This window comes from Streptomyces hydrogenans, from assembly GCF_014656075.1.
GTDB classification, from domain to species: Bacteria; Actinomycetota; Actinomycetes; order Streptomycetales; family Streptomycetaceae; genus Streptomyces; species Streptomyces hydrogenans.
In genome coordinates, this window is sequence record NZ_BNBS01000050.1 from 1 (window position 1) to 23,457 (window position 23,457).

Genomic DNA, 23,457 nt, shown 5'->3' on the forward strand with positions numbered 1-23,457 from the left:
GCTCCCGTGCGGCCCGAGGCCGCGCCGCCGCCCGCGCCGGGGCCGCGGGACCCCTCCGGGCCGCAGGAGCCCCCGCCCGGCCCCGTACCGGCCGAGCCGAGGCCGTCCTTCGACTGGGCCGCCGCCGAGGAGCAGGTGTCCGATCTCGTCGGGCCGCGGTTCCTGGAGGAGCCGCAGGCCGAGGGCGGGGACGGGCCCGCCGGGGACGCCGCCGCCTGGGACGTGGACGCGCCCGGGGCCGTCCGCCTCGACGACGTCGGCGGCATGACGGACGTCAAGGACCGGCTCGAAGCCGCCTTCCTGGCCCCGATGCGCAACCCGGAACTGCGCCGGCTCTACGGCAAGTCGCTCCGCGGCGGGCTGCTCCTGTACGGCCCTCCCGGGTGCGGCAAGACCTTCATCGCCCGGGCCGTCGCCGGCGAGCTCGGCGCGAACTTCCTCACCGTCTCGCTCTCCGACGTCCTCGACATGTGGATCGGGGCCTCCGAGAAGAACATCCACGACATCTTCGAGACCGCCCGCCGCCAGGCCCCCTGCGTCGTCTTCCTCGACGAGCTGGACGCCCTCGGCGGCAAGCGCTCCCGCACCCACAACAACGGGCTCCGCAACGTCGTCAACCAGCTCCTCACCGAGCTCGACGGCATCGCCTCCGGCGCCGGCAACGAAGGCGTCTTCGTCCTCGCCGCCACCAACGTGCCCTGGGACGTCGACCTCGCCCTGCGCCGCCCCGGCCGGCTCGACCGCACCCTGCTCGTGCTGCCGCCCGACGCGCCCGCCCGCGAGGCGATCCTCCGCTACCACCTGCGCGAGCGGCCGATCGAGGCCGTCGACCTCGGCAAGCTCGTCAAGGTCACCGAGGACTTCTCCGGCGCCGACCTCGCCCACCTGTGCGAGACCGCCGCCGAGGCCGCCCTCCTCGACTCCGCGCGCACCGGCACGGTCCGCCTCATCACCACCAAGGACCTCCTCGGCGCCGCCAAGCAGATCCGGCCGTCCACCGAGCCCTGGTTCGCGGCCGCCCGGAACGTCGCCATGTTCGCCAACGAGGGCGGTCTCTACGACGACCTCCTCGCCTACCTGAAGCGGAAGCGCAAGCTGTGACCACCCCCGCCACGCCCTCCGCGCTCGCCCGGGCCGAGGCGCTCTACGACGCCGGACGGTACGAGCAGGCCGGGGAGCTCGCGGCCCGGCACCTCGCCGACGACCCCGAGGACGCCGACGCGCTCACCCTGCTGGCCCGTTGCCAGCACCGGGCGGGGAACCACGCGGCCGCCCTCACCGCCGTCGAGCAGGCCCTGCGCGCGGAGCCCGAGCTGCTCATGGCGCACCTGATGCGCACCCAGATCCTGCTCGGCCTCAAGCGGTACGGCGACGCCGAGGCCGCCGCCCACCGCACGGTCGAACTGGCGCCGCAGTTCTGGGGCAGCCACTACGCCCTCGGCACCGCGCTCGCCGAGACCGCCGAGGCGGGCCGCGGCCGCGACCCGGTCCGGACGGCCGCCGCCTACGAGGCCGCCCGCACCGCCGTCGCCCTCGGCCCGGAGGAGGACGCCGCCCACTTCCTCGTCGGCCTCACCGCCCAGCGGCGCGGCGACCACGCCACCGCCCGGCGGGCGTACGAGACGACCCTGCGGCTCAACCCGCAGAGCAGCGAGGCCCACAACAACCTCTCGCTGCTGAGGCTCCGCCGCCGCTGGCTGCGGCGCGGGGCCTGGACCCAGGCCGCCGAGGGCTTCGTCGCCTCCGCCGCGCTCGACCTCGGCGACCGCAAGGCCCGCTTCAACCTGGAGGCGATGGCCTGGGGCACCGCCGCAGGCGCCCGCTGGGTCGCCCTGCTCGGCTTCCTCGCCTCCGTGCTCGGCTCCGCCCCGGTCCGGACCGGCGCGACCGGTGCCGACGCCGTCGTGCCCTTCGTCGTCGGCGCCGTCGTGCTCGTCGGCGCCTGGGCCGGCTGGGCCGTGTGGATGGCCCGCCGGGTGCCGCCCCGGCTGCGCCGCCCGCTGCTGCTGGTCGCCCGCAACTGCCGGCCGGTGCTCGCGATGGCCGCCGCCGTCGGACTGCTCGGCCTGTACTCGGCGGTCACCCTGGCGCTCTGGTCCTTCGACGCCGGGGTCGTCGGGGCACTGGGCACCCCGCTCTTCTGGGCCGTGGTCATCACGTACTGGGTGAGCCGCTCGGCCCTCAACCGGCGGATGCCCAAGGACTGACGGGGACCGCCGGATAGCATGCGCAGGTACTGACCACCCGAGGGCGAGGAGGCCCGGAGCATGGCCGGAGAGCCGCAGAGCGACTGCCTGTTCTGCAAGATCGTGGCGGGGGAGGTGCCGGCGACGCTCGTCCGCGAGACCGAGACCACGCTGGCCTTCCGCGACATCAACCCGCAGGCGCCCACCCACGTGCTCGTCATCCCGCGCCTCCACTACCCGGACGCCGCCTCGCTCGCGGCGGCCGCGCCGACCGTCGCCGCCGACGTGCTGCGCGAGGCCGGCGAGGTCGCCGAGCTGGAGAAGGTCGACGGCAGCGGCTACCGCATCGTCCTCAACACCGGCACCGGCGCCGGCCAGACCGTCTTCCACGCGCACGCGCACGTGCTGGGCGGCCGCGGCCTCACCTGGCCCCCCGGATAGTCCGTGTCCGTCCGCGAACTCGTCGTCCTCGGCACCGCCAGCCAGGTCCCGACCCGGCACCGCAACCACAACGGCTACCTGCTGCGCTGGGACGGCCACGGCATCCTCTTCGACCCCGGAGAGGGCACCCAGCGCCAGATGCTGCTGGCCGGCGTCGCCGCGCACGACCTGAACCGGATCTGCGTCACGCACTTCCACGGCGACCACTCGCTGGGCCTGGCCGGGGTGATCCAGCGGATCAACCTCGACCAGGTCCCGCACCAGGTCACCGCGCACTACCCGGAGAGCGGCCGGCACTTCTTCGAGCGGCTGCGGTACGCCACCGCCTACCGCGAGTCCGTCGAGCTGACCGAGGCGCCGGTCGCGCGGGACGGCGTCCTCGCCGTCACCGGGGCCTTCACCCTGGAGGCCCGCCGCCTCTCCCACCCCGTCGAGTCCTTCGGCTACCGGCTGGTCGAGCCCGACGGGCGGCGGCTGCTGCCCGAGCGGCTCGCCGCGCACGGCATCAAGGGCCCCGACGTGGGCCGGATCCAGCGCGAGGGCGTCCTCGACGGCGTCACGCTCGACGAGGTGAGCGAGGTCCGGCGCGGGCAGCGCTTCGCCTTCGTCATGGACACCCGGCTCTGCGACGGCGTGCACGCCCTCGCGGAGGGCGCCGACATGCTGGTCATCGAGTCGACCTTCCTCGACGCGGACGTCCGGCTCGCCGAGGACCACGGACACCTCACCGCCGGACAGGCCGCCGCCGTCGCCCGCGACGCGGGCGTGCGGCACCTCGTCCTCACCCACTTCTCGCAGCGCTACTCCGACCCGTCGGAGTTCGAACGGCAGGCCAGGGCCGCCGGATTCGAGGGCGAGCTGAGCATTGCCCAGGACCTCATGCGGGTCCCCGTACCGAAGAGATAGAGCACCACCCATGCCCCTCCCCAAGGCGGAACTGCACCTCCACATCGAAGGCACCCTCGAACCCGAGCTGGCCTTCGCGCTCGCCGAGCGGAACGGGGTGACGCTGCCGTACGCGGACACCGCCGAGCTGCGCGAGGCGTACCGCTTCAGCGACCTCCAGTCCTTCCTCGACCTCTACTACGCGCTGATGGCGGTCCTGCGGACCCCCGAGGACTTCACCGACCTCGCCGACGCCTATCTGGAGCGGGCCGCCGCGCAGGGCGTCCGGCACGCCGAGATCTTCTTCGACCCGCAGGCCCACACCTCCCGGGGCGTCCCGATCGGCACCGTGATCGAGGGGCTGACCGCCTCCCTCGACCGGGCCGAGGAGCGGTACGGGATCTCCACCCGGCTCATCCTGTGCTTCCTGCGCGACGAGTCCGCCGAGTCGGCCCTCGCCACCCTGGAGGCCGCGAAGCCGTACCTGGACCGGATCACCGGCGTCGGCCTCGACTCGGCCGAGGTCGGCCACCCGCCGGCGAAGTTCCGCGAGGTCTACGAGGAGGCCGCCCGGCTCGGCCTGCGCCGGGTCGCCCACGCGGGCGAGGAGGGCCCGGCGGCCTACGTCCGCGAGGCCCTCGACGTCCTCGGCGTGGAGCGGATCGACCACGGGCTGCGCTGCATGGAGGACCCGGAGCTGGTCGAGCGCCTGGCCCGCGAGCGGATCCCGCTCACCCTGTGCCCGCTGTCGAACGTCCGCCTCCGGGTGATCGACACCCTCGCCGACCACCCGCTGCGGGCCATGATGGACGCCGGCCTCCTGGTCACCGTCAACTCCGACGACCCCGCCTACTTCGGCGGCTACGCGGGCGACAACTACGCCGCCGTCTCCGACGCCCTGGCCCTCACCGCCGAGCAGCTGCGGACCCTGGCCCGGCACTCCTTCGAAGCCTCCTTCCTGGAGGACGACGAACCCCGCCGGGCCCGGTACCTCGCCGAGGTGGAGGCGTACCGCTTCTAGGGCCTGGTCCTTTCCGTGAACGATCCTCCCGGCGATACTGGGAGGATCGTTCGTTTCGGGGGGAGCAGCGAGTGGCGGATGTGAACGGGCCCGGCGGGGCGGGGAGTTCGGACCAGGTGGGCGAGAGCGGGCGCTCGTACCAGCCGCCCCGCTGGGCCTGGTGGACGGCCGGCGTGCTGGTGCCGCTGGCGGGGATCGTCGCGACCTTCCTGACGGCGACGCAGCGGCCGCCGGCGAGCGCGCAGGTGTCGGTCGAGCTGCCGTCCACGACGACGACGCCGGCCTCCCCGACGGAGGTGCCGGAGCCGTCGGGCCCCTCGGCGTCGTCGGAGCCCCCGGCCTCCGGGGGGACGGGGACGGCGCCACCCGGGGACCGGCCGCTGCGGATCGTGAACGAGCTCAGCGGGCTGTGCCTGGCGGTGCCGGACGGGGCGGGCACGGCGGTCGTCGACCTGGACCAGGAGACGTGCGCCGACGGCCCGGACGACGTGTGGCAGCTCCGGCCGGACGGGGCGGACCCCGTGGGGCGGCGCCTCCACCGGATCGTCAACGGGAGCAGCGGCCGGTGCGCGGCCGTCCCCGGCGGGAGCTTGAAGGCGGGGACGAAGGTCAACCAGTTCGAGTGCGGCGACTGGCGCGACCACTTCTGGCGGGTGGAGCACGAACGCCGCGACACCGGCGGGCGGGACCTCTACCGGGTCGTGAACAGGAACAGCGGACTGTGCCTGGCCGTGGTCGACGCGCGTACGGAGTCCGGCGCGGCCGTCCACCAGGTGCCCTGCGACCCGTCCCCCGAGCGCCTCTGGTGGCTCGCGCCCCTCTGACCGGGCGGCCCGGTCAGCCCCGGTCCGACGGGCGGGCCAGGCGGAAGGCCGAGCGGGCGCGGCGGGCGGCCGTCGCCGGGGCCGGGATCGGGGCGATCTCCTGCTCCGGGGCGCCGACCTGGGGGAGGAGGGCGGTCGTCGTGGGGGTGGTGCCCGCGACGACGGCGGCGAGGGCCGCGACGAGGCGGCGGACGGAGCCGGGGACGAGCGGGCGGCCGGAGGCGTGCCGGGCCACCGCCGTCATGGGGGCGGCCACCAGCAGCAGCAGGCCGGCCAGGACCGCGCCCATGCCCGGATAGCCGGCCGCCTCCGAGAGGACGCTGCCTACCAGCGGGCCGCAGGCCGTGCCGAGCGAGGACGCCGAGCCGACCAGGACGGCCCAGCGGCCGCGCGGGTCGAGGGAGGCGGCGAGGCCCAGCAGGTAGGAGAGGACCACCGGGTAGACGGCGTTCCAGAGGATCTCGCCGGTCGCGAAGGAGGCCAGGCCTCCGGCGGCCGAGCTGAGCAGCACGCAGCCGGCGATCAGGACCGTGCCGGCGCCGATCGGCACCGCGCGGCCGAGCCGCGAGCCGAGCGCCCCGGCGGCGGTGACCCCGGTGAGGCCCGCGCCGAGCGCCAGCGCGAAGACCGCGCCGACGGTCACCTCGGAGAGCCCCGCCTGGCCGGTGCCGATCCGGCCGCTCACGCCCCAGAGCGCGTTCTGGGCGAGGGACCAGCAGAGGAGGCAGCCGGCCAGGACCGCGCCCGCCCGGCGGTACGGCAGCGGCCCGCCCGCCGCCGGGGTGTGCGGGCCGGGAGCGCCCCGGTACGCGCGCGTGGCGCCCGGCAGCCGGCCGGTGACCGGCCAGACCAGCAGCGCCGCGCCGGCGAGCGCCAGCAGCGGCAGGGAGTGGCCGCCGCCGAGCCGGGGCAGCGTCAGGTAGAGCGCGCCGGCCGTGGCGGAGACCGACAGCAGGCCCAGGGTGGAGGCCCGCTGCGGATCCGGTCGTCCGGCGATCCCGGAGGCCGCCACCGCCGTCGCGGTGCCCGAGCCGAAGCCGCCGAGGACCACCCCGGCGACCACCAGCGGCAGGCTGCCGGTCGCGGCGGCGGAGCCGTACCCGAGGGCCATCGCGAGCAGCCCGAGGCGGGCCGCCCGGCGCGGGCCGATCCGCTCCACGCGCGCGGCGAGCGTGAAACCGGCGGAGGCGGAGCCGAGCAGCAGCACCGAACCGACCAGGCCGGCCTGGGACGGGCCGAGGCCCAGTCCGGCGGCGAGCCGGCCGACGACGGTCGGCAGCAGGTACGGGGCGAGGTAACCGGCCGAGAAGAGGGCGACGAGGGCGGCGAGGGCCCCTCGGGCGCGCGGGCGCGACGACATGGGCGTTCCAGGAACTGAACGGGGGAATGAGACGGCGCCCGGTGATCCACGGGGTCGCGGCACCATGTGTATCAAGCAACCGAATGGGCGGAGAAGGCACTCTCCCCCGATTCGTCCTGTGATACGGGACACAATCGGTTTGGGTGGAGGGAAGCGGGGTATCGCGCGACGATCCGTCGCGTCACCCCCGTCTCCCCGACCCCATCGGGCACACTGTCCGGACCGGCACCCCGGGTGCCGGTCCCGCCGCACCACGACCGGGGAGTTCGCCGTGAGCACAGCCAGCGGAGACCAGCGCGGAGACCAGCGCGGAGGCCGGCCCGCGGACCCGCGCGCGGACGGGCGCGGCGACCGGCACACGGGCGCGCGCGCGGACCGGCCCGCCGACGCGGGCGCCGGCCGCCCCGCCGACCCCCGCCGCGCCGGCCGCCCCGCCGAGCCGTACGGGCCCGAGACCGGCATCGACCCGCTGGAGACCGTCCGCGAGCCCGCCGACCCGGCCTGCGACGTCTTCCTCACCGGCACCGTCTTCCTCGACATCATCTTCACCGGCCTCGACAGCGCCCCCGTCCGCGGCACCGAGTCCTGGGCCCGCGGCATGGGCTCCAGCCCGGGCGGCGTCGCCAACATGGCCACCGCGCTCGCCCGCCTCGGCCTGCGCACCTCCCTCGCCGCCGCCTTCGGCGACGACCACTACGGCGAGTACTGCTGGGACGCCCTCGAACAGGGCGAGGGCATCGACCTCTCGCTCTCCCGCACCGTCGCCGGCTGGCACTCCCCGGTCACCGTCTCCATGGCCTACGAGGGCGAGCGCACGATGGTCTCCCACGGCCACGAGGCGCCCCGCCCCGACGGCTCCCCCGTCCGCCCGCCGCGCGCCCGGGCCGCCGTCGCCTCCCTCGCCCCCGGCCGCACCGAGGAGTGGGTCGCCCGGGCCGCCCGCGACGGCGCCCGGGTCTTCGCCGACGTCGGCTGGGACGACACCGGCCGCTGGGACCTGGCCGGCCTGACCGACCTGGAGCACTGCGAGGCGTTCCTGCCCAACGCCGCCGAGGCGATGCGCTACACCCGCACCGAATGCCCCCGCGCCGCCGCCCGCGCCCTGGCCGACAAGGTCCGCTACGCCGTCGTCACCCTCGGCGCCGAGGGCGCCTACGCCGTCGACGGCGCCACCGGCGAGACCGCCGAGGTCCCCGCCATCCGCGTCGAGGCCCTCGACCCCACCGGCGCCGGCGACGTCTTCGTCGCCGGCTTCGTCACCGGCACCCTCGCCGACTGGCCGCTCGCCGACCGCCTCGCCTTCGCCGGCCTCACCGCCGCCCTCTCCGTCCAGGAGTTCGGCGGCTCCCTCTCCGCCCCCACCTGGACCGAGATCGCCGCCTGGTGGCAGCACGTCCAGCACGACGACCGGCAGGACCCCGAGGCGCTGCGCGCCCGCTACGCCTTCCTGGAGGACCTCCTCCCGGCCCCCGCCCGCCCCTGGCCGCCGCGCCGCGCGGTGCCCACCATCGGCTTCCGGGCCGCGGTCCCGTAAACCGCTTCGGGCTCACGGGCACCAGGTCGTAGGCTGGGGGCGAGAGGTTGTCGAGCAGCGAGAACCCCCGCAGCAGGAGGTATGCGCAGGCCACAGGGCCGGCCCATGACGCAGACACCCACAGCCCCCGACGGCGCGGCGGACGAGGCCCGCGCCCACTTCGCGGTGCCGGCCAAGCACCCGATGGTGACCGTCCTCGGCTCCGGCGACTCCCTGCTCCGGGTCATCGAGCAGGCCTTTCCCCGGGTGGACATCCACGTCCGGGGCAACCAGGTCAGCGCGGTCGGCGACGCCGTCGAAGTCGCCCTCGTGCAGCGCCTGTTCGACGAGATGATGCTGGTGCTCCGCACCGGACAGCCGATGACGGAGGACGCAGTGGAACGCTCCATCGCCATGCTCAAGGCGAGCGAGGACGGCGAAGGCACGGACGAGACCCCGGCCGAGGTGCTCACCCAGAACATCCTCTCCAGCCGCGGCCGCACCATCCGCCCCAAGACGCTCAACCAGAAGCGCTACGTCGACGCCATCGACAAGCACACGATCGTCTTCGGCATCGGACCCGCCGGCACCGGCAAGACCTACCTGGCCATGGCCAAGGCCGTGCAGGCCCTCCAGTCCAAGCAGGTCACCCGGATCATCCTGACCCGCCCGGCGGTCGAGGCCGGCGAGCGGCTCGGCTTCCTGCCCGGCACGCTCTACGAGAAGATCGACCCGTACCTGCGGCCGCTCTACGACGCCCTGCACGACATGCTCGACCCGGACTCCATCCCCAAGCTGATGGCGAGCGGGACGATCGAGGTCGCGCCGCTGGCGTACATGCGCGGACGGACGCTCAACGACGCGTTCATCATCCTCGACGAGGCGCAGAACACGAACCCCGAGCAGATGAAGATGTTCCTCACCCGGCTCGGCTTCGACTCGAAGATCGTCATCACCGGTGACGTGACCCAGGTCGACCTGCCGAACGGCACGAAGAGCGGTCTGCGGCAGGTCCAGGACATCCTGGACGGGGTCGACGACGTCCACTTCTCGCGGCTCACGTCCCACGATGTCGTCCGGCACAAGCTCGTCGGCCGTATCGTCGACGCGTACGAGAAGTACGACAGCGCCAACGAGCAGCGCACCGGCCGCAACGGGAAGTAGAAGCACCGCACATGTCGATCGACGTCAACAACGAGTCCGGCACCGAGGTCGACGAGCAGGCGATCCTCGACGTCGCCCGCTACGCGCTCGGGCGCATGCGCATCCACCCGCTCTCCGAGCTCTCGGTGATCGTGGTGGACGCGGAGGCGATGGAGCAGCTCCACATCCAGTGGATGGACCTCCCCGGACCGACGGACGTCATGTCCTTCCCGATGGACGAGCTGCGTCCGCCGGCCAAGGACGACGAGGAGCCGCCGCAGGGGCTCCTCGGCGACATCGTGCTCTGCCCCGAGGTCGCCAAGAAGCAGGGCGAGGACGCCCCGACGAACCACTCCATGGACGAGGAGCTCCAGCTCCTCACCGTCCACGGCGTCCTCCACCTGCTCGGCTACGACCACGAGGAGCCGGACGAGAAGGCCGAGATGTTCGGCCTCCAGGCGGCGATCGTCGACGGCTGGCGCGCCGAGAAGGGCCTCACCGGCCCGTCCCCGGCCCCCACCGTCAACTGACCCCGCGCGCCCGATGAGCATCCAGCTGATCCTCGGCGCCGTCGCCCTGGTCGTCGTCGCCTGGCTCGCCGCCTGCGCCGAGGCCGGGCTCGCCCGCGTCTCCAGCTTCCGCGCCGCCGAGGCCGTCCGCTCCGGGCGGCGCGGGGCCGAGAAGCTCGCCCAGGTCGCCGCCGACCCCACCCGCTACCTCAACGTCGCGCTGCTCGTCCGCGTCGCCTGCGAGATGGCGGCCGGCGTCCTCGTCACCTACGCCTGCCTGGAGTACTTCCCGGAGACCTGGGAGGCGCTCCTCGTCGCGATCGCCGTGATGGTCCTGGTGAGCTACGTGGCCGTCGGCGTCTCACCGCGCACCATCGGCCGCCAGCACCCGCTGAACACCGCGACGGCCGCCGCGTACGTCCTCCTGCCGCTGGCCCGGATCATGGGCCCGATCCCGCAGCTGCTGATCCTCATCGGCAACGCGCTGACGCCGGGCAAGGGCTTCCGCAAGGGCCCCTTCGCCTCCGAGGCCGAGCTGCGGGCGATGGTCGACCTCGCCGAGCAGGAGTCCCTCATCGAGGACGACGAGCGCCGGATGGTGCACTCGGTCTTCGAGCTGGGCGACACGCTCGTCCGCGAGGTCATGGTGCCCCGCACCGACCTCATCTGCATCGAGCGGTACAAGACCGTCCGGCAGGCCCTCACCCTCGCGCTGCGCTCCGGCTTCTCCCGCATCCCGGTGACGGGGGAGAACGAGGACGACATCGTCGGGATCGTGTACCTGAAGGACCTGGTCCGCAAGACGCACATCAACCGCGACGCCGAGGCCGACCTGGTCTCCACCGCGATGCGCGCGGCGGCCTTCGTCCCCGACACCAAGAACGCCGGGGACCTGCTGCGCGAGATGCAGCAGGAGCGCAACCACGTCGCCGTCGTCATCGACGAGTACGGCGGCACGGCCGGCATCGTCACCATCGAGGACATCCTGGAGGAGATCGTCGGCGAGATCACCGACGAGTACGACCGGGAGCTGCCGCCGGTCCAGGAGCTCGGCGACGACCGCCACCGGGTGACCGCCCGTCTCGACATCGGCGACCTGGGCGAGCTGTACGGCTTCGGTCCCGACGAGTTCGACGACGAGGACGTGGAGACCGTCGGCGGTCTGCTCGCCAAGGCCCTCGGCCGCGTCCCGATCTCGGGCGCCTCCGCCGTCGTCGCCCTGCCGGACGGGCGGGAGCTGCGGCTGACCGCCGAGGCCCCGGCCGGCCGCCGGAACAAGATCGTCACCGTCCTCGTCGAGCCGGTCGTCCCGGCCGGGGCGGAGGGGAAGGACCCGGAGTGACCCCGGACCGGCTGCGCGCCTTCTGCCTGGAGTTCAACGACGCCACCGAGGAGTTCCCCTTCGGGCCGGACACCTCGGTCTTCAAGGTGGCGGGGAAGCTCTTCGCCCTCTCCTGGCTCGACGGCGAGCCGCTGCGGGTCAACCTCAAGTGCGATCCGGAGGACGCCGTACGGCTCCGCGAGGAGCACCCGGCGATCACCCCCGGCTACCACATGAACAAGCGTCACTGGAACACGGTCGAGGTGGCCGGGCTCCCGGACCGGATGGTCCGGGAGCTCATCGAGGACTCGTACGACCTGGTCGTGGCCGGCCTGCCGAAGGCGGTACGGCTCCGCCTCGACCGGCCCTGACCCTCAGGCCCGCTTCCGCAGGCCCAGGGCGACCAGGACCGCGGCGGCCAGCACGATCGCCGCGTCCAGCGCGATGACCGTGCGCACCCCGTCGTACAGGCTGTCGCCCGTGGTGGCGAGGACGCCGAGCAGCGGGATGCCGACGGTCAGGCCGACCTGCTGGGTGGTGGTGACCAGACCCGTCGCCAGGCCCTGCTGCTCGTCGGGGACGCCGGAGGTGACGGTGACGCCGTACGAGATGATCGCGACCAGGTGGAACATCGAGGCCACCGAGACGGCGACGGCGGCGAAGACGGCGCCCGAGGAGGTGCCGATGCCCAGCAGGGCGGCGACGAGGACGCCCTGCCCGGCGAGCCCGGCGGCCAGGGTGCGGCGGGCGCCGAAGCGGCCGATCAGCCGGGGCGCGACCGTGCCGGCGAAGACCGACACCACGCCCTGGACGCCGAAGACCAGACCGGTGGCGAAGCTGGACAGGCCCAGCGTCTCCTGGAGGTACAGCGTCAGCACGAAGATGATGGTCGACATCATCGAGAAGGTGACGAGCCCGCCGAGGTTGCCGAAGGCGACCGTGCGCCGGCGCAGCATCGGCAGCGAGACCAGCGGGGCGGCGCTGCGGGACTCCACGACCACGAAGGCGACCAGCAGCGCCACCCCGGCGACCAGGGTGACCAGGACGTCCACGCCGCCGAAGCCGCGCTCGGCCGCCGTCGACAGGGCGTAGATCAGGGAGAGCAGACCCCCGGTGACGGTGACCGCGCCCGGCACGTCGAGGCGGGGGCGCTCAGGGGTGCGGGACTCGGTGAGCAGCCGGGGCGCGAGGGGCAGCACCAGGGCGCTGAAGAGGGCGAGCAGGCCCATGGTGGAGCGCCAGCCCAGGGTGTCGGTCATGACGCCGCCGAGGACCATGCCGATGGTGAAGCCGAGCGACAGCAGGGTGCCGGAGATGCCGAGCGCCCGGTCGCGCAGCGGGCCCTCCGGGAAGGTGGTGGTCAGCAGCGACATGCCGGTCGGCACGATCGCGGCGGCGCCGACGCCCTGGAGGGCGCGGGCGGCGAGGAAGACCGCCGGGCTCCAGGCGAGGGTGGCGAGCACGGAGGCCGCGCCGAAGACCGCGAGGCCGGTCAGGAAGAGCTTCTTGCGTCCGTAGAGGTCGCCGATCCGGCCGAAGAGCAGCAGGAAGCCGCCGGACGGCAGGGCGAAGGCGGTGACGGCCCACTGGAGGGCCGAGGGCCCGATACCGAGGTCGGCGCCGAGCGCGGGCAGCGCGACGTTGAGGACGGAGAAGTCCAGCGACACCATGAACTGGGCGGCGCACAGGACGACGAGGACGAGCCGGGCCCGGCCGGTGAGGGCGGGGGCAGGGGTCGGGGGTGCGGGGGTGACGGGCGGGGACGGGGGCGAGGACACGGTTGCCATGCCCACGACTCTCGTGCGCCGGGAACAACGCCGGGGAGCGGGAACTTATCCTGTTGGTCGTACCACCAGGCGTCCGGGGGAGGAAGCACACGTGGTCACAGCGACGGAGGGCGCCGGGGGCAAGGCGCACCGACTGGCCGAGCTGCGCGAGTTCCTGATGAGCCGCCGGGCCCGGATCACCCCGGCCGAGGTGGGTCTGCCGGACGGCGGCGGCCGGCGGCGTACGCCCGGCCTGCGCCGGGAGGAGGTCGCCGTCCTCGCCGGGGTCGGCGTCAGCTGGTACCAGTGGCTGGAGCAGGGGCGGGACATCACCGTCTCCCCGCAGGTGCTGGACTCGGTGGCGCGGGTGCTGCGGCTGAGCCCGGCCGAGCGGCGCCATCTGTACGTCCTGGCGGCGCTGAACCCGCCGGCCCTCGAAGCGGCCCCGGAGGACCGGGACATGTGCGACGGGCTGCGGCGGCTGATCGAGGCGTGGATGCCCTTCCCGGCGCACATCATGGACGTGTACTGGAACACGGTGATGTACAACGACGCGGCGGCGGCCGTGCTCGGGATGCGCCCGGACGTCACCCGGAACTGCCTGATCGACTTCTTCACCGACGAGATGTACCGGTCGCGGATGCGCGGCTGGGAGGAGCTGGCGCCGAGCATCGTGGCGCAGTTCCGGTCGGCCTGCTCGGAGGTCCCGGACGACGACGGCTTCCGCGCGGTGGTCGAGGAGGCGAAGGCGGCGAGCGCCGAGTTCGTGGAGCTGTGGGCACGCCGGGACATCCGGCCGGGCGGCCAGAACCGCAAGGAGATGGACCATCCGGTGGCCGGGCTGCTGGTCATGGAGTCCACCCAGCTGCGGGTGCCGGCCCGCCCGGACCTGGTGATCGTGCTGCACACCCCGCTGCCGGAGGCCGGCACGGCCGAGAAGCTGGAGTGGCTGGTGTCGCCGGAGGGCCGGCGGGGGGCCCTGTACCCGCTGGCGGGCTGACCGCTGGCCCCGACCTATGCTCGGTCCATGACACTCAGCAGTGAGCACGGCGACCTCGGCGCCGAGGACCTGAAGATCATCACGCTGGCGCGCAGCGCCCGCGCCCGCAACGGCGTGCCCGAGGGCGCGGCCGTACGGGACGAGACCGGCCGCACCTACGTCGCGGGCACGGTGGAGCTGGAGTCGCTGAAGCTGAGCGCGCTGCGGACCGCCGTGGCGATGGCCGTGGCCAGCGGGGCGCGGTCGCTGGAGGCGGCGGCCGTGGTGTCCGGCGCCGAGGCCGCTTCGGACGAGGACCGGGCGGCCGTGCGGGATCTGGGCGGACCGGAGACCCCGGTGCTGCTGGCGGGCCCGGACGGGAAGCTGCGCGCGGCGGTCACCGCCGGCTGAGCGGCGTGCGGGGAACGGTGGGGGTCCGGCCACGGCCGGGCCCTTGCGCGTTTGTGAAGGATCTCCGCGACTTCTCTTGCCTTCCCATGCCGTCTGCGTCTCAATAGGCGGCGGACGGTCCGACGGACCGTCAGATATTCGCCATTCCACGCAGTGCCCGCACCCCCTGCGTTCGTCATCGGAAGGGGTACGAACCCGCCATGAGAAGAAGCACCTTAGGGGCTGCCGGAGCACTCGCGGCCGGACTCGCCGCCGCGTCCCTCGCCTTCGCCCCCACGGCCTCCGCCGCCGTCTCGCCGGGCACGGCCACGGCGACGTACGACTGCGGCAGCTGGGGCGGCGGCACCGCCACCCTCACCATGACCCACTCCGGCACCACCGGGCAGGTGTCGATCACCGCTCCCGTGACCACGCCGATCGCGGTCGGCGCGGACACGATCAGCTCCTCGCTGATCCTGGACAACGCCACGGGACCCGACCGGACCTTCACCGGCAAGAAGAACCCGGCGATCCCCGCCGGCGGCACGGCGAAGCTGGGTCCGCTGACCGCCACCAACGTGGTGGCCGGCGACAGTCTCAACTCCTACTTCGCCGGGGTCGCCCTCAAGCTGGTGATCTTCGGTGTCACGGTGAACTGCGACGCGGTGACCTCGCAGTCCCCGGGACCGTTCGTCATCAGCTGATCCACCGCACCACCCGTGACCGGTGCCGCCGAGGGCGGCGCCGGTCTTCGGCGTGTGCGCCGACATTCCGGAGAAGTCGGCACATCGACCGATCCTGCCATTATCTGATGGGTCATCAGTCGATGGCGTCCGTCGTTATTGACTTCTCTCGCCCCCCGGCCGTCAATGGCGCCCTCTCGACCCTCAGGAGGGGGCACTCACATGGCATTCACCCGAACCCGGGCGGCGGCCCGAAGACGGCGGTGGACCGCCGTTCTCGGCGCCACCGCCCTCGCGTTCGCGGCCGGCGGCGCGCTCGCCGCCCCGGCGACCGCGCTCGGCAGCGCGCAGTCGGTGGACTTCACCACCCGCTGCGTCCCGCCGCCCATCGCCGGCATCCCGCCCATCGAGGGCACCACCACCGCCGTGATCTCGGTCGACAACGCCACCCCCAAGGTCGGCGACACGGTCAAGGTGACCTACTCGGTCACCAAGCCCGCCGCGTCGAACCCGGTCGACCTCGCGCTCCCGGCCGACATCCTCACCCCGAGCGGCAAGGTCGTCCTCGGCGGCGCCCAGACCGGGGCGGTCAGCGTCACCGGGCCCAAGAAGAACCCGCCGGTCCCCGGCAAGGGCGCCTTCCCGGGCTTCTCCATGACCGGCTCCTTCACGGTCACCACGGCCGGCGCGATCACCCTCTCGCCGGGCGACTACAACATCCACACCAGCTACCTCATGGAGCTGGACACCCCGTGCACGGTGCTCAACCCGCCCGCGCCCGTCTCCGAGACGGTCCAGGCCGGCGACCAGCCCGTGCCCAACGAGCGGACCCTCGCGCTCGGCGCCGCCTCCGGCGCGCCCGGCGTCCGCGTCACCGTCACCGGCGCCAAGTTCACCCCGCTCACCGAGGTGACCGTGGCCGCCCGCGCCGGAGCCGCGGAGACCGCCGACCGGATGACGGTCACCACCGACAGCGAGGGCGGCTTCGTCGCCCGGCTCAAGGTGAACGACCTCGCCACCACCGGGATCGTCGCCTACGAGGGCGGCTCCTGGAACGCCGAGAAGGGCGCCGGCCCGCTCCCGTACCAGGTGATCGACGACACCCCGACCCCGCCGAACAGCCAGAAGATCACCGCCACGGTCCAGGCGGGCGAACTGTCCATGACCCAGGCCGGTGACGCCGTCTCGCTCTCCGCGGTCGACTTCGGCCAGGGCGGCTCGGCCACCGGCGCGCTCCAGACGGTGACGGTCAAGGACTTCCGCGGCGGCCCCGCGGGCTGGTCCGTGACCGGCAAGGTCACCGACTTCACCGGCCCGGGCGGCGCCATCGGCGCCGACAAGCTCAGCTGGACCCCGGCCTGTGTCGCCAAGGAGGGCAGCCCCAGCGCCTGCGCGGCCGGCTCCGCCGGTCCCGTCGGCTCCGGCGCCACCCTCGCCTCCACGGCGAACGGCACGGTCACCGGCGGCGAGTTCACCGTCGACGCCCAGCTCGCGCTGGACGTCCCGGCGTTCACCGCCCCCGGCGCCTACGCGGGCGTGCTCACGCTGACCCTGTCCTGACGGCGGCCGACGGGCCGGCCGGGCGCACCCCCGGCCGGCCCGTCGGCGGCCCCGCACCCACTCCTCCCCACCGCACCCCCGGGGGTTCCGCACCGTGCGACGCAAGCTGTACGTCCTCCTCCTGAGCGCCGCCCTGCTGCTCCTCGGGGCCCCGGCCGCCCAGGCCGCCGAGAACGGCGAGTGGGCCGTCTACCCGGCCGCCGCCCGGCTCGGCGAACGCCCCTACTACTTCCTCACCGCCGACCCGGGCGCCACCCTCCGCGACAGGGTCACCGTCGCCAACAAGACCGCCGCCCCGCTCACCTTCCGGCTCTACGGCGCCGACGCCTACAACACCGAGCGCGACGGCGGCTTCGCCATCCGCACCCTCAAGGAGGAGCAGACCGGCGCCGGCGCCTGGATCAGGCCCGAGCGCACCACGGTCACCGTCCCCGCGCGCTCCTCCGTCACCGTCCCCTTCACCCTCACCGTCCCCGCCGACGCCGACCCCGGCGACCACCCCGGTGCCCTCGTCGCCCTCGACGAGCGGATCAGCCCGGCCGGCAGCGGCTCGGTCGCCATGGGCGTCCAGCGGGCCGTCGCCGCCCGCGTCTACCTCAAGGTCAACGGGCCCGCCGTGCCCGCGCTCGCCGTCGAGGACGTCACCGTGGAGCAGGACCGGCCGGCCGTCCCCGGCACCCGGGAGAGCACCGCCCTGGTCACGTACACCCTCCACAACCGCGGCAACGTCACCCTCGACCCCAAGGTCGTCCTCACCGCCGAGGGCCTCTTCGGACGGACCCTGCTCGACCGCGACCTCGACCGGGTCCCGTCCGAGCTGCTGCCCCGGCAGCGGATCCGGCTGACCGAGCGGTGGACCGGCTCGCCGCAGTTCGACTGGGCCGAGATCACCCTCACCGCCACCGCCAAGGACGTCCGCGAGAGCGCCGCCGTCTCCTTCCTCGCCCTGCCCTGGCTGGTCGCCGGAGCGCTCGCGCTCGCCGCCGCCGGGGGCCTCGCCGGGTGGCGGATCCGGCGCCGCCGGGCCCGGCCGGGACACTGAGTGCGTGGCGCGGCCGCTCATCGGGGACAATGGCCCCCATGAGCGTGCGCAGTGATGAGACCGATGAGAACACCGCCCCCCACCGGGCGGGCTTCGCCTGCTTCGTCGGGCGCCCCAACGCGGGCAAGTCCACCCTCACGAACGCTCTGGTAGGCCAGAAGGTGGCGATCACCTCCAACCGCCCCCAGACGACCCGGCACACCGTGCGCGGCATCGTGCACCGCCCCGACGCGCAGCTGATCCTGGTCGACACCCCCGGCCTCCACAAGCCGCGCACCCTGCTCGGCGAGCGGCTCAACGACGTCGTCCGCACCACCTGGGCCGAGGTCGACGTCATCGGCTTCTGCCTGCCCGCCGACCAGAAGCTCGGCCCCGGCGACCGCTTCATCGCCAAGGAGCTCGCCGAGATCAAGAAGACCCCCAAGGTCGCCATCGTCACCAAGACCGACCTGGTGGACTCCAAGACCCTCGCCGAGCAGCTGATCGCCATCGACCAGCTCGGCCGCGAGCTCGGCATCGAGTGGGCCGAGATCGTGCCCGTCTCCGCCGTCGGCGACAAGCAGGTCCAGCTCGTCGCCGACCTGCTCATCCCGCTCCTGCCGAAGTCCCCGCCGCTCTACCCGGAGGGCGACCTCACGGACGAGCCGGAGCAGGTCATGGTCGCCGAGCTGATCCGCGAGGCCGCGCTCGAAGGCGTGCGGGACGAGCTGCCGCACTCCATCGCGGTCGTCGTCGAGGAGATGATCCCGCGCGAGGGCCGCCCCGCCGACCGGCCGCTGCTCGACATCCACGCCAACGTGTACATCGAGCGCCCCAGCCAGAAGGGCATCATCATCGGCCCCAAGGGCAGCCGCCTGAAGGAGGTCGGGATGAAGTCCCGCAAGCACATCGAGGCCCTCCTCGGCACCCCGGTCTTCCTCGACCTGCACGTCAAGGTCGCCAAGGACTGGCAGCGCGACCCCAAGCAGCTCCGCCGCCTGGGCTTCTAGCGGTGCTCGACCCCGGGACCGAGCGCTTCGTCGACGCGGCGCTCGCCCTGCCGCCCGCCGCCCTGGCCGCCGCCTTCGACCGCATGGTCGAGGACCGTTCCCAGGGCGGCCGGGAGGCGAGCCGGGCCGCGAGGCCGTCGGCGGCGCAGGACTCGGTGCTCACGCACCGGGTCCGCGGCGGACTGCTGGCCCGCGCCGACGAGCTGGACGGCCACCTCACGGGGCTCCTGTCCGACGCCAAGTCCGCGATCTGCGTCGCCGGCCGCGCGGTCCTCAAGCGCGGCAGGCTCACCCCGGAGCAGTACGCCCTCCTGGTCACCCCCTTCACCGCCCTCGGCGTCCCGGCCCCGCCGCATCCGACCGTGGACCCGCCCCGAGACGGCGTGCCAGCATGACGCCGTGACGCAGATCAGCAAGGGGGAGGACCTGCCGGTCCCCGGGCAGCCAGGGCAGGGCGGGCCGGTCCCGCTGGAGATCCCGCACGGAGCCGTCGGCAAGTCGGCGGGCGCGGGCGCGGGTGCCGGGACAGGCTCCGGTACGGGCCCGGGCGCGGACGCCGGTACGGGCTTCGGCACGGGTACGGGCACGGGCTCTGCGGCGGCCGGCTCACCGGCCGGTTCCGGTCCACCGGGAGAGGACGGCGCACCGCCCCCGCGCCGGGTCGACCGCGCGGCCGGCGGATGGTGGGCGGACCTGATCGCCGCCTCTTCCGCCCCCTCGCCCGCTCCGGCCTCCGATCCGTCGGCCGCTCCGTCGACCGGGAGGGCCGCGCCGGCCGGGATCCTCGACGGCGGAGAGTTCGACGACATCGTGTACGTCGGCAGGGGCGATGCCAAGTTCGCCATGGAGGAGGTCCCGCCGCCCGGCTACGTCCTGGTCGAGTACGCCTGGAGGGGGACGGGCTTCTTCACGCTGGACTCCGTCGACTGGGACGGCAGGGACGCCGTCGGACTCGGCGGCTCGCATCCGGCCGGCCGGTTCGCGCAGCGGGTGATGTGGTGCGACAACCTGTACCCGCTGCGCTTCCGCCTCCGGTGCCGCGCACACGACGAGTGGGTGATCGTCGTCCGGCCCGTGACCGGCGTGCGCGAGCTCGGGGCGGGCGCCACGGGGCGGGGGACCGAGGTGCTGCTCCACACCGGACCCGCCGGTGAACTGCGCACCCGGCTCCGCCCGGCGGGGGCCGACGCGTCCCTGCGCGTCCTGGGCCACAAGCCGCGTCGCCCCGGCACCCCCGCCCCGTTCCCGGACACGCTGGCGAGCGACCACGCCCGGCGCCCGGAGGACGCCCGGAAGCTGCCCGAGGGGCCGCTGCTCGTCGAGGTCGTGAACGCCGACGGCGACTGGTCGCTCGACGTCGGCCCCGTCCGCCCCCCGGAGGAGAGGAAGTCCGGCTTCTGGGGCCGTCTCTTCGGGCGCTAGCTCAGGCGCCCTCCTTGAGGACCCTCGTCACCAGCGTCCGCTGGGCGTCCGTCAGATGGGGGTCGGCGCACCTGACGGTGCGCCCGTCGACCGTGATCTCGTAGGAGAAGCCGTCCGGGACGCCCCGGACGGCTTCCGTCGCCGCGAGGACGGAGGCGGCCAGGGACTCCCACTCGGGGCCCGTGACCTCCACCTCCGCCGACCGCTCGATGCCCGCGAAACCGCCCGTGCGCCGCACTCGAATCCGCATGGCCCCTGTCTACCAGCCGGATCAGTCGGTCGGCACGCCCACGGCCGCCCACGCCTTCATGACGGCCTGGATCTCCGCCGCGTCGCCGTACCGGGCCTTCGCCGCCGCCACCGTCGCCGCCGCGAACTCGGCGAACCGGGTCTCGGGGGCGAGCGTCCCGCCCGTCATCACGTCGTACCAGATCCGCCCGGCCCGGTCCCAGGCGTTGCCGCCCAGCTCGGTCGCCACCAGGTAGAAGGCGTGGTTCGGGATGCCGGAGTTGATGTGCACCCCGCCGTTGTCCCGGCCGGTGCGCACGTAGTCGTCCATGTGGGCGGGCTGCGGGTCCTTGCCGAGCACGTCGTCGTCGTACGCGGTGCCCGGCGCCTTCATCGAGCGCAGCGCCGTCCCCTCCACGTCCGGGTGGAACAGGCCCTCGCCGATCAGCCAGTCGGCCTGCTCGACGCTCTGGCCGAGCGCGTGCTGCTTCACCAGCGAGCCGAAGACGTCGGAGACCGACTCGTTGAGCGCGCCGGACTGGCTGAAGTACTCCAGGTTGGCCGTGTACTGCGTGAAGCCGTGCGCCAGTTCGTGCCCGATGACGTCCACCGGGAGGGTGAAGTCGAGGAAGATCTCGTCGTCGCCGTCGCCGAACACCATCTGCTCGCCGTTCCAGAAGGCGTTGCCGTACTTCTCGTCGTAGTGGACGGTCGCGAGCAGCGGCAGCCCGGCGCCGTCCATCGAGTCGCGGCCGAAGGCGTCCCGGAAGAGCGCGAAGGTGGCGCCGAGGCCCGCGTAGGCGCGGTTGACGGTGGCGTCGCCCGTCGCCTCCCCGCCCTCCTCGCGGACCTTCACCCCGGGCAGGTCGGTGCGCCGCTCGGCGTCGTAGATCGTGCGGCGCGGGGCCGCGGGTCCCGCCCCGGCGCCGGACGGGTCCGCCGCGGGGCGGGGGAGGACCCGGGCGGTGCGGGCCGAGGCGGAGGCGATCAGGGTCCGGCGGGCGGCGGCCGCGACGGCGGGGTTCCCGGAGGCGGCCAGGTGCTCCAGCAGGTGGGGCGGCACGATCGTGCAGAAGGGGGAGGTCATACCCGGCAATGTGGCACTGCGCGATGCCGCTGTCACGAGAAGTGACGGAGATTGGCGAAATGGAGTGATGAGTCACCTTTCGGTCTTGACGACACCGCCGTCCCGCATACTGGAACAAGACGTCCGCCTTCCCCGGTCCTGGGCTATGGTGACGCGCATCATGCGTTTCGGGCTGCTTCTCCTTAGCTGCCGCGGCGAGGGCCTGTAGTCGTAGGCCGACCCCCTCCCCGCGGGTTTCGGTGTTGCGTTCGACAGTCGGCCGTCCCGTTCAGAGGACCCGAGGAGCCCTACGCCATGTCCCAGTCTCCGTTCGTCAGCCGTCCGACGCCGATCACCAACGCGACGCACGCGCAGAAGCCGTCCGGGATGCCGATCCACAAGTACGGCCGCTACGAGGCCGTCGAGATCCCCGACCGCACCTGGCCCGAGCGGCGCATCACCAAGGCGCCCCGCTGGCTGTCCACCGATCTGCGCGACGGCAACCAGGCCCTGATCGACCCGATGTCCCCGGCCCGCAAGCGCGAGATGTTCGACCTGCTGGTACGCCTGGGCTACAAGGAGATCGAGGTCGGCTTCCCCTCCTCCGGCGAGACCGACTTCGCCTTCGTCCGCTCCATCATCGAAGAGGGCGCGATCCCGGAGGACGTCACCATCTCCGTGCTGACCCAGGCCCGCGAGGACCTGATCGAGCGGACCGTGGAGTCCCTGGTCGGCGCCCACCGCGCCACCGTCCACCTGTACAACGCCACCGCGCCGACCTTCCGCCGGGTCGTCTTCCGCGGCTCCAAGGACGACATCAAGCAGATCGCCGTCGACGGCACCCGCCTGGTGATGGAGTACGCGGAGAAGCTGCTGGGCCCGGAGACCACCTTCGGCTACCAGTACAGCCCCGAGATCTTCACCGACACCGAGCTGGACTTCGCCCTGGAGGTCTGCGAGGCCGTCTGCGACGTCTGGCAGCCCGGCCCCGGCCGCGAGATCATCCTCAACCTGCCCGCCACCGTGGAGCGTTCGACGCCCTCCACGCACGCGGACCGCTTCGAGTGGATGTCCCGCAACCTGACCCGCCGCGAGCACGTCTGCCTGTCGGTCCACCCGCACAACGACCGCGGCACCGCCGTCGCCGCCGCCGAGCTGGCCATCATGGCCGGCGCCGACCGCATCGAGGGCTGCCTGTTCGGCCAGGGCGAGCGGACCGGCAACGTCGACCTGGTCACCCTGGGCATGAACCTGTTCAGCCAGGGCGTCGACCCGCAGATCGACTTCTCGCAGATCGACGAGATCCGCCGCACCAGCGAGTACTGCAACCAGATGGAGGTCCACCCGCGCCACCCCTACGCGGGCGACCTGGTCTACACCGCCTTCTCCGGCTCCCACCAGGACGCCATCAAGAAGGGCTTCGACGCCATGGAGGCCGACGCGGCCGCCCAGGGCAAGACCGTGGACGACATCGAGTGGGCCGTCCCCTACCTGCCCATCGACCCCAAGGACGTCGGCCGCTCCTACGAGGCCGTCATCCGGGTCAACTCGCAGTCCGGCAAGGGCGGCATCGCCTACGTCCTGAAGAACGACCACAAGCTGGACCTGCCCCGCCGGATGCAGATCGAGTTCTCCCGGATCATCCAGGCCAAGACCGACGCCGAGGGCGGCGAGGTCACCCCGGCCGCGATCTGGTCCGTCTTCCAGGACGAGTACCTGCCCAACCCGGAGAACGCCTGGGGCCGCATCCAGCTGCGCTCCGGCCAGTCCACCTCGGACACGGACGGCACCGACACCCTGCGCGTCGAGGCGGTCGTCGACGGCGTCGACACCGTCCTGACCGGCTCGGGCAACGGCCCGATCTCCGCCTTCTTCGACGCCCTGCAGTCGGTCGGCGTGGACGCCCGCCTGCTGGACTACCAGGAGCACACCATGAGCGAGGGCGCCTCCGCGCAGGCCGCCTCGTACATCGAGTGCGCCATCGACGGACGCGTGCTGTGGGGCATCGGCATCGACGCCAACACCACCCGCGCCTCCCTGAAGGCGGTCATCTCGGCGGTCAACCGCGCCGCGCGCTGACCCCGCGCCCCGTACGGCGCCCCGCCCCTCCACGAGGGGGCGGGGCGCCG

The 23,457-nt window shown here is 73.6% G+C and carries 24 protein-coding genes; 20 read left to right on the top strand and 4 right to left on the bottom strand.

The window, feature by feature from the left end; translation table 11 throughout:
- The 6 genes from IE321_RS21385 to IE321_RS21410 form a co-directional block, all read left to right on the top strand.
- The coding region (locus tag IE321_RS21385) for an ATP-binding protein (RefSeq protein ID WP_190224166.1) at nucleotides 1–1,101 on the top strand (1,101 nt) is incomplete at its 5' end.
- Complete coding sequence (locus tag IE321_RS21390) at nucleotides 1,098–2,207, top strand: tetratricopeptide repeat protein (RefSeq protein WP_190224167.1); 1,110 nt, start codon at nucleotides 1,098–1,100, stop codon at nucleotides 2,205–2,207. The genes IE321_RS21385 and IE321_RS21390, both read left to right, overlap by 4 nt.
- 60 nt (nucleotides 2,208–2,267) lie before the next feature.
- Nucleotides 2,268–2,627, top strand: a complete 360-nt coding sequence (locus tag IE321_RS21395; RefSeq protein ID WP_043221480.1) for a histidine triad nucleotide-binding protein — start codon at nucleotides 2,268–2,270, stop codon at nucleotides 2,625–2,627.
- A gap of 3 nt (nucleotides 2,628–2,630) precedes the next feature.
- Nucleotides 2,631–3,533 carry a ribonuclease Z gene (locus tag IE321_RS21400; protein WP_190224168.1) on the top strand — a complete coding sequence of 301 codons (903 nt, stop codon included), beginning with the start codon at nucleotides 2,631–2,633 and terminating at the stop codon, nucleotides 3,531–3,533.
- A 10-nt stretch (nucleotides 3,534–3,543) separates the two neighbouring features.
- On the top strand, nucleotides 3,544–4,533 hold the full coding sequence (locus tag IE321_RS21405) for an adenosine deaminase (protein WP_190224169.1): 990 nt from the start codon (nucleotides 3,544–3,546) through the stop codon (nucleotides 4,531–4,533).
- Nucleotides 4,534–4,604: 71 nt separating this feature from the next.
- Complete coding sequence (locus tag IE321_RS21410; RefSeq protein ID WP_190224170.1) at nucleotides 4,605–5,357, top strand: RICIN domain-containing protein; 753 nt, start codon at nucleotides 4,605–4,607, stop codon at nucleotides 5,355–5,357.
- A 13-nt stretch (nucleotides 5,358–5,370) separates the two neighbouring features.
- Here IE321_RS21410 and IE321_RS21415 read toward each other — a convergent pair whose 3' ends face one another.
- Entirely contained in the window at nucleotides 5,371–6,717 is a 1,347-nt protein-coding gene (locus IE321_RS21415) for an MFS transporter (protein WP_190224171.1), read from the bottom strand.
- Nucleotides 6,718–7,177: 460 nt separating this feature from the next.
- On the opposite strand from IE321_RS21415, the gene IE321_RS21420 reads away from it, so the two are divergent.
- From IE321_RS21420 to IE321_RS21440, 5 genes are all read left to right on the top strand, one after another.
- A complete protein-coding gene (locus IE321_RS21420; RefSeq protein ID WP_226651896.1) occupies nucleotides 7,178–8,251 on the top strand; it encodes a PfkB family carbohydrate kinase in 1,074 nt (357 codons plus the stop codon).
- 105 nt (nucleotides 8,252–8,356) lie between these two features.
- Nucleotides 8,357–9,394: a PhoH family protein gene (locus IE321_RS21425; RefSeq protein WP_051841742.1), complete on the top strand. Its 1,038-nt coding sequence runs from the start codon at nucleotides 8,357–8,359 to the stop codon at nucleotides 9,392–9,394.
- Between the two features lie 11 nt (nucleotides 9,395–9,405).
- Nucleotides 9,406–9,903, top strand: a complete 498-nt coding sequence (ybeY, locus tag IE321_RS21430; protein WP_043221475.1) for an rRNA maturation RNase YbeY — start codon at nucleotides 9,406–9,408, stop codon at nucleotides 9,901–9,903.
- 13 nt (nucleotides 9,904–9,916) lie between these two features.
- Entirely contained in the window at nucleotides 9,917–11,224 is a 1,308-nt protein-coding gene (locus IE321_RS21435; RefSeq protein ID WP_190224172.1) for a hemolysin family protein, read from the top strand.
- Nucleotides 11,221–11,574, top strand: a complete 354-nt coding sequence (locus IE321_RS21440; protein WP_043221473.1) for an MmcQ/YjbR family DNA-binding protein — start codon at nucleotides 11,221–11,223, stop codon at nucleotides 11,572–11,574. The genes IE321_RS21435 and IE321_RS21440 overlap by 4 nt, the downstream gene beginning before the upstream one ends.
- 3 nt (nucleotides 11,575–11,577) lie before the next feature.
- Here the strand turns inward: IE321_RS21440 and IE321_RS21445 are convergent, their stop codons facing one another.
- Nucleotides 11,578–12,990 (bottom strand): MFS transporter, encoded by a 1,413-nt coding sequence (locus tag IE321_RS21445; RefSeq protein ID WP_043221472.1) that lies wholly within the window; start codon nucleotides 12,988–12,990, stop codon nucleotides 11,578–11,580.
- 157 nt (nucleotides 12,991–13,147) lie between these two features.
- Here IE321_RS21445 and IE321_RS21450 point away from each other — a divergent pair, with 157 nt between their 5' ends.
- From IE321_RS21450 to IE321_RS21485, 8 genes are all read left to right on the top strand, one after another.
- Nucleotides 13,148–13,969, top strand: coding sequence for a helix-turn-helix transcriptional regulator (locus IE321_RS21450; RefSeq protein WP_226651897.1), 822 nt, complete (start codon nucleotides 13,148–13,150; stop codon nucleotides 13,967–13,969).
- A gap of 27 nt (nucleotides 13,970–13,996) precedes the next feature.
- Nucleotides 13,997–14,359: a cytidine deaminase-like protein gene (locus IE321_RS21455; protein WP_043221470.1), complete on the top strand. Its 363-nt coding sequence runs from the start codon at nucleotides 13,997–13,999 to the stop codon at nucleotides 14,357–14,359.
- Nucleotides 14,360–14,559: 200 nt separating this feature from the next.
- Nucleotides 14,560–15,042, top strand: coding sequence for a hypothetical protein (locus IE321_RS21460; RefSeq protein ID WP_043221468.1), 483 nt, complete (start codon nucleotides 14,560–14,562; stop codon nucleotides 15,040–15,042).
- Nucleotides 15,043–15,243: 201 nt separating this feature from the next.
- Complete coding sequence (locus IE321_RS21465) at nucleotides 15,244–16,581, top strand: beta-xylosidase (RefSeq protein WP_043221466.1); 1,338 nt, start codon at nucleotides 15,244–15,246, stop codon at nucleotides 16,579–16,581.
- 94 nt (nucleotides 16,582–16,675) lie between these two features.
- Nucleotides 16,676–17,623 (top strand): WxL protein peptidoglycan domain-containing protein, encoded by a 948-nt coding sequence (locus tag IE321_RS21470; RefSeq protein WP_190224174.1) that lies wholly within the window; start codon nucleotides 16,676–16,678, stop codon nucleotides 17,621–17,623.
- A 29-nt stretch (nucleotides 17,624–17,652) separates the two neighbouring features.
- Complete coding sequence (gene era, locus IE321_RS21475) at nucleotides 17,653–18,612, top strand: GTPase Era (protein WP_043221464.1); 960 nt, start codon at nucleotides 17,653–17,655, stop codon at nucleotides 18,610–18,612.
- Between the two features lie 2 nt (nucleotides 18,613–18,614).
- Entirely contained in the window at nucleotides 18,615–19,007 is a 393-nt protein-coding gene (locus IE321_RS21480) for a hypothetical protein (RefSeq protein ID WP_190224175.1), read from the top strand.
- Nucleotides 19,008–19,011: 4 nt separating this feature from the next.
- The gene (locus IE321_RS21485) at nucleotides 19,012–20,034 is read left to right on the top strand and encodes a hypothetical protein (RefSeq protein WP_190224176.1); all 1,023 of its coding nucleotides are present in this window, start codon (nucleotides 19,012–19,014) and stop codon (nucleotides 20,032–20,034) included.
- Between the two features lies 1 nt (nucleotide 20,035).
- On the opposite strand, the gene IE321_RS21490 is transcribed toward IE321_RS21485, so the two are convergent.
- Both IE321_RS21490 and IE321_RS21495 read right to left on the bottom strand, forming a co-directional pair.
- The gene (locus tag IE321_RS21490) at nucleotides 20,036–20,284 is read right to left on the bottom strand and encodes a protealysin inhibitor emfourin (protein WP_043221461.1); all 249 of its coding nucleotides are present in this window, start codon (nucleotides 20,282–20,284) and stop codon (nucleotides 20,036–20,038) included.
- A gap of 21 nt (nucleotides 20,285–20,305) precedes the next feature.
- On the bottom strand, nucleotides 20,306–21,349 hold the full coding sequence (locus IE321_RS21495) for a M4 family metallopeptidase (RefSeq protein WP_190224177.1): 1,044 nt from the start codon (nucleotides 21,347–21,349) through the stop codon (nucleotides 20,306–20,308).
- A gap of 294 nt (nucleotides 21,350–21,643) precedes the next feature.
- On the opposite strand from IE321_RS21495, the gene leuA reads away from it, so the two are divergent.
- Nucleotides 21,644–23,407 (top strand): 2-isopropylmalate synthase, encoded by a 1,764-nt coding sequence (leuA, locus tag IE321_RS21500; RefSeq protein ID WP_190224178.1) that lies wholly within the window; start codon nucleotides 21,644–21,646, stop codon nucleotides 23,405–23,407.
- Nucleotides 23,408–23,457: the final 50 nt, after the last annotated feature.

Excerpts from the sequence above, each read along its gene's own strand:
- IE321_RS21490 (WP_043221461.1), bottom strand. The coding sequence starts at position 20,284 with ATGCGGATTCGAGTGCGGCGCACGGGCGGTTTCGCGGGCATCGAGCGG.
- leuA (WP_190224178.1), top strand. The coding sequence starts at position 21,644 with ATGTCCCAGTCTCCGTTCGTCAGCCGTCCGACGCCGATCACCAACGCG.
- IE321_RS21455 (WP_043221470.1), top strand. The coding sequence starts at position 13,997 with ATGACACTCAGCAGTGAGCACGGCGACCTCGGCGCCGAGGACCTGAAG.
- IE321_RS21435 (WP_190224172.1), top strand. The coding sequence starts at position 9,917 with ATGAGCATCCAGCTGATCCTCGGCGCCGTCGCCCTGGTCGTCGTCGCC.
- IE321_RS21450 (WP_226651897.1), top strand. The coding sequence starts at position 13,148 with ATGAGCCGCCGGGCCCGGATCACCCCGGCCGAGGTGGGTCTGCCGGAC.
- IE321_RS21415 (WP_190224171.1), bottom strand. The coding sequence starts at position 6,717 with ATGTCGTCGCGCCCGCGCGCCCGAGGGGCCCTCGCCGCCCTCGTCGCC.
- ybeY (WP_043221475.1), top strand. The coding sequence starts at position 9,406 with ATGTCGATCGACGTCAACAACGAGTCCGGCACCGAGGTCGACGAGCAG.
- IE321_RS21405 (WP_190224169.1), top strand. The coding sequence starts at position 3,544 with ATGCCCCTCCCCAAGGCGGAACTGCACCTCCACATCGAAGGCACCCTC.
- era (WP_043221464.1), top strand. The coding sequence starts at position 17,653 with ATGGCCCCCATGAGCGTGCGCAGTGATGAGACCGATGAGAACACCGCC.
- IE321_RS21395 (WP_043221480.1), top strand. The coding sequence starts at position 2,268 with ATGGCCGGAGAGCCGCAGAGCGACTGCCTGTTCTGCAAGATCGTGGCG.
- IE321_RS21445 (WP_043221472.1), bottom strand. The coding sequence starts at position 12,990 with ATGGCAACCGTGTCCTCGCCCCCGTCCCCGCCCGTCACCCCCGCACCC.
- IE321_RS21425 (WP_051841742.1), top strand. The coding sequence starts at position 8,357 with ATGACGCAGACACCCACAGCCCCCGACGGCGCGGCGGACGAGGCCCGC.
- IE321_RS21465 (WP_043221466.1), top strand. The coding sequence starts at position 15,244 with ATGGCATTCACCCGAACCCGGGCGGCGGCCCGAAGACGGCGGTGGACC.
- IE321_RS21460 (WP_043221468.1), top strand. The coding sequence starts at position 14,560 with ATGAGAAGAAGCACCTTAGGGGCTGCCGGAGCACTCGCGGCCGGACTC.
- IE321_RS21495 (WP_190224177.1), bottom strand. The coding sequence starts at position 21,349 with ATGACCTCCCCCTTCTGCACGATCGTGCCGCCCCACCTGCTGGAGCAC.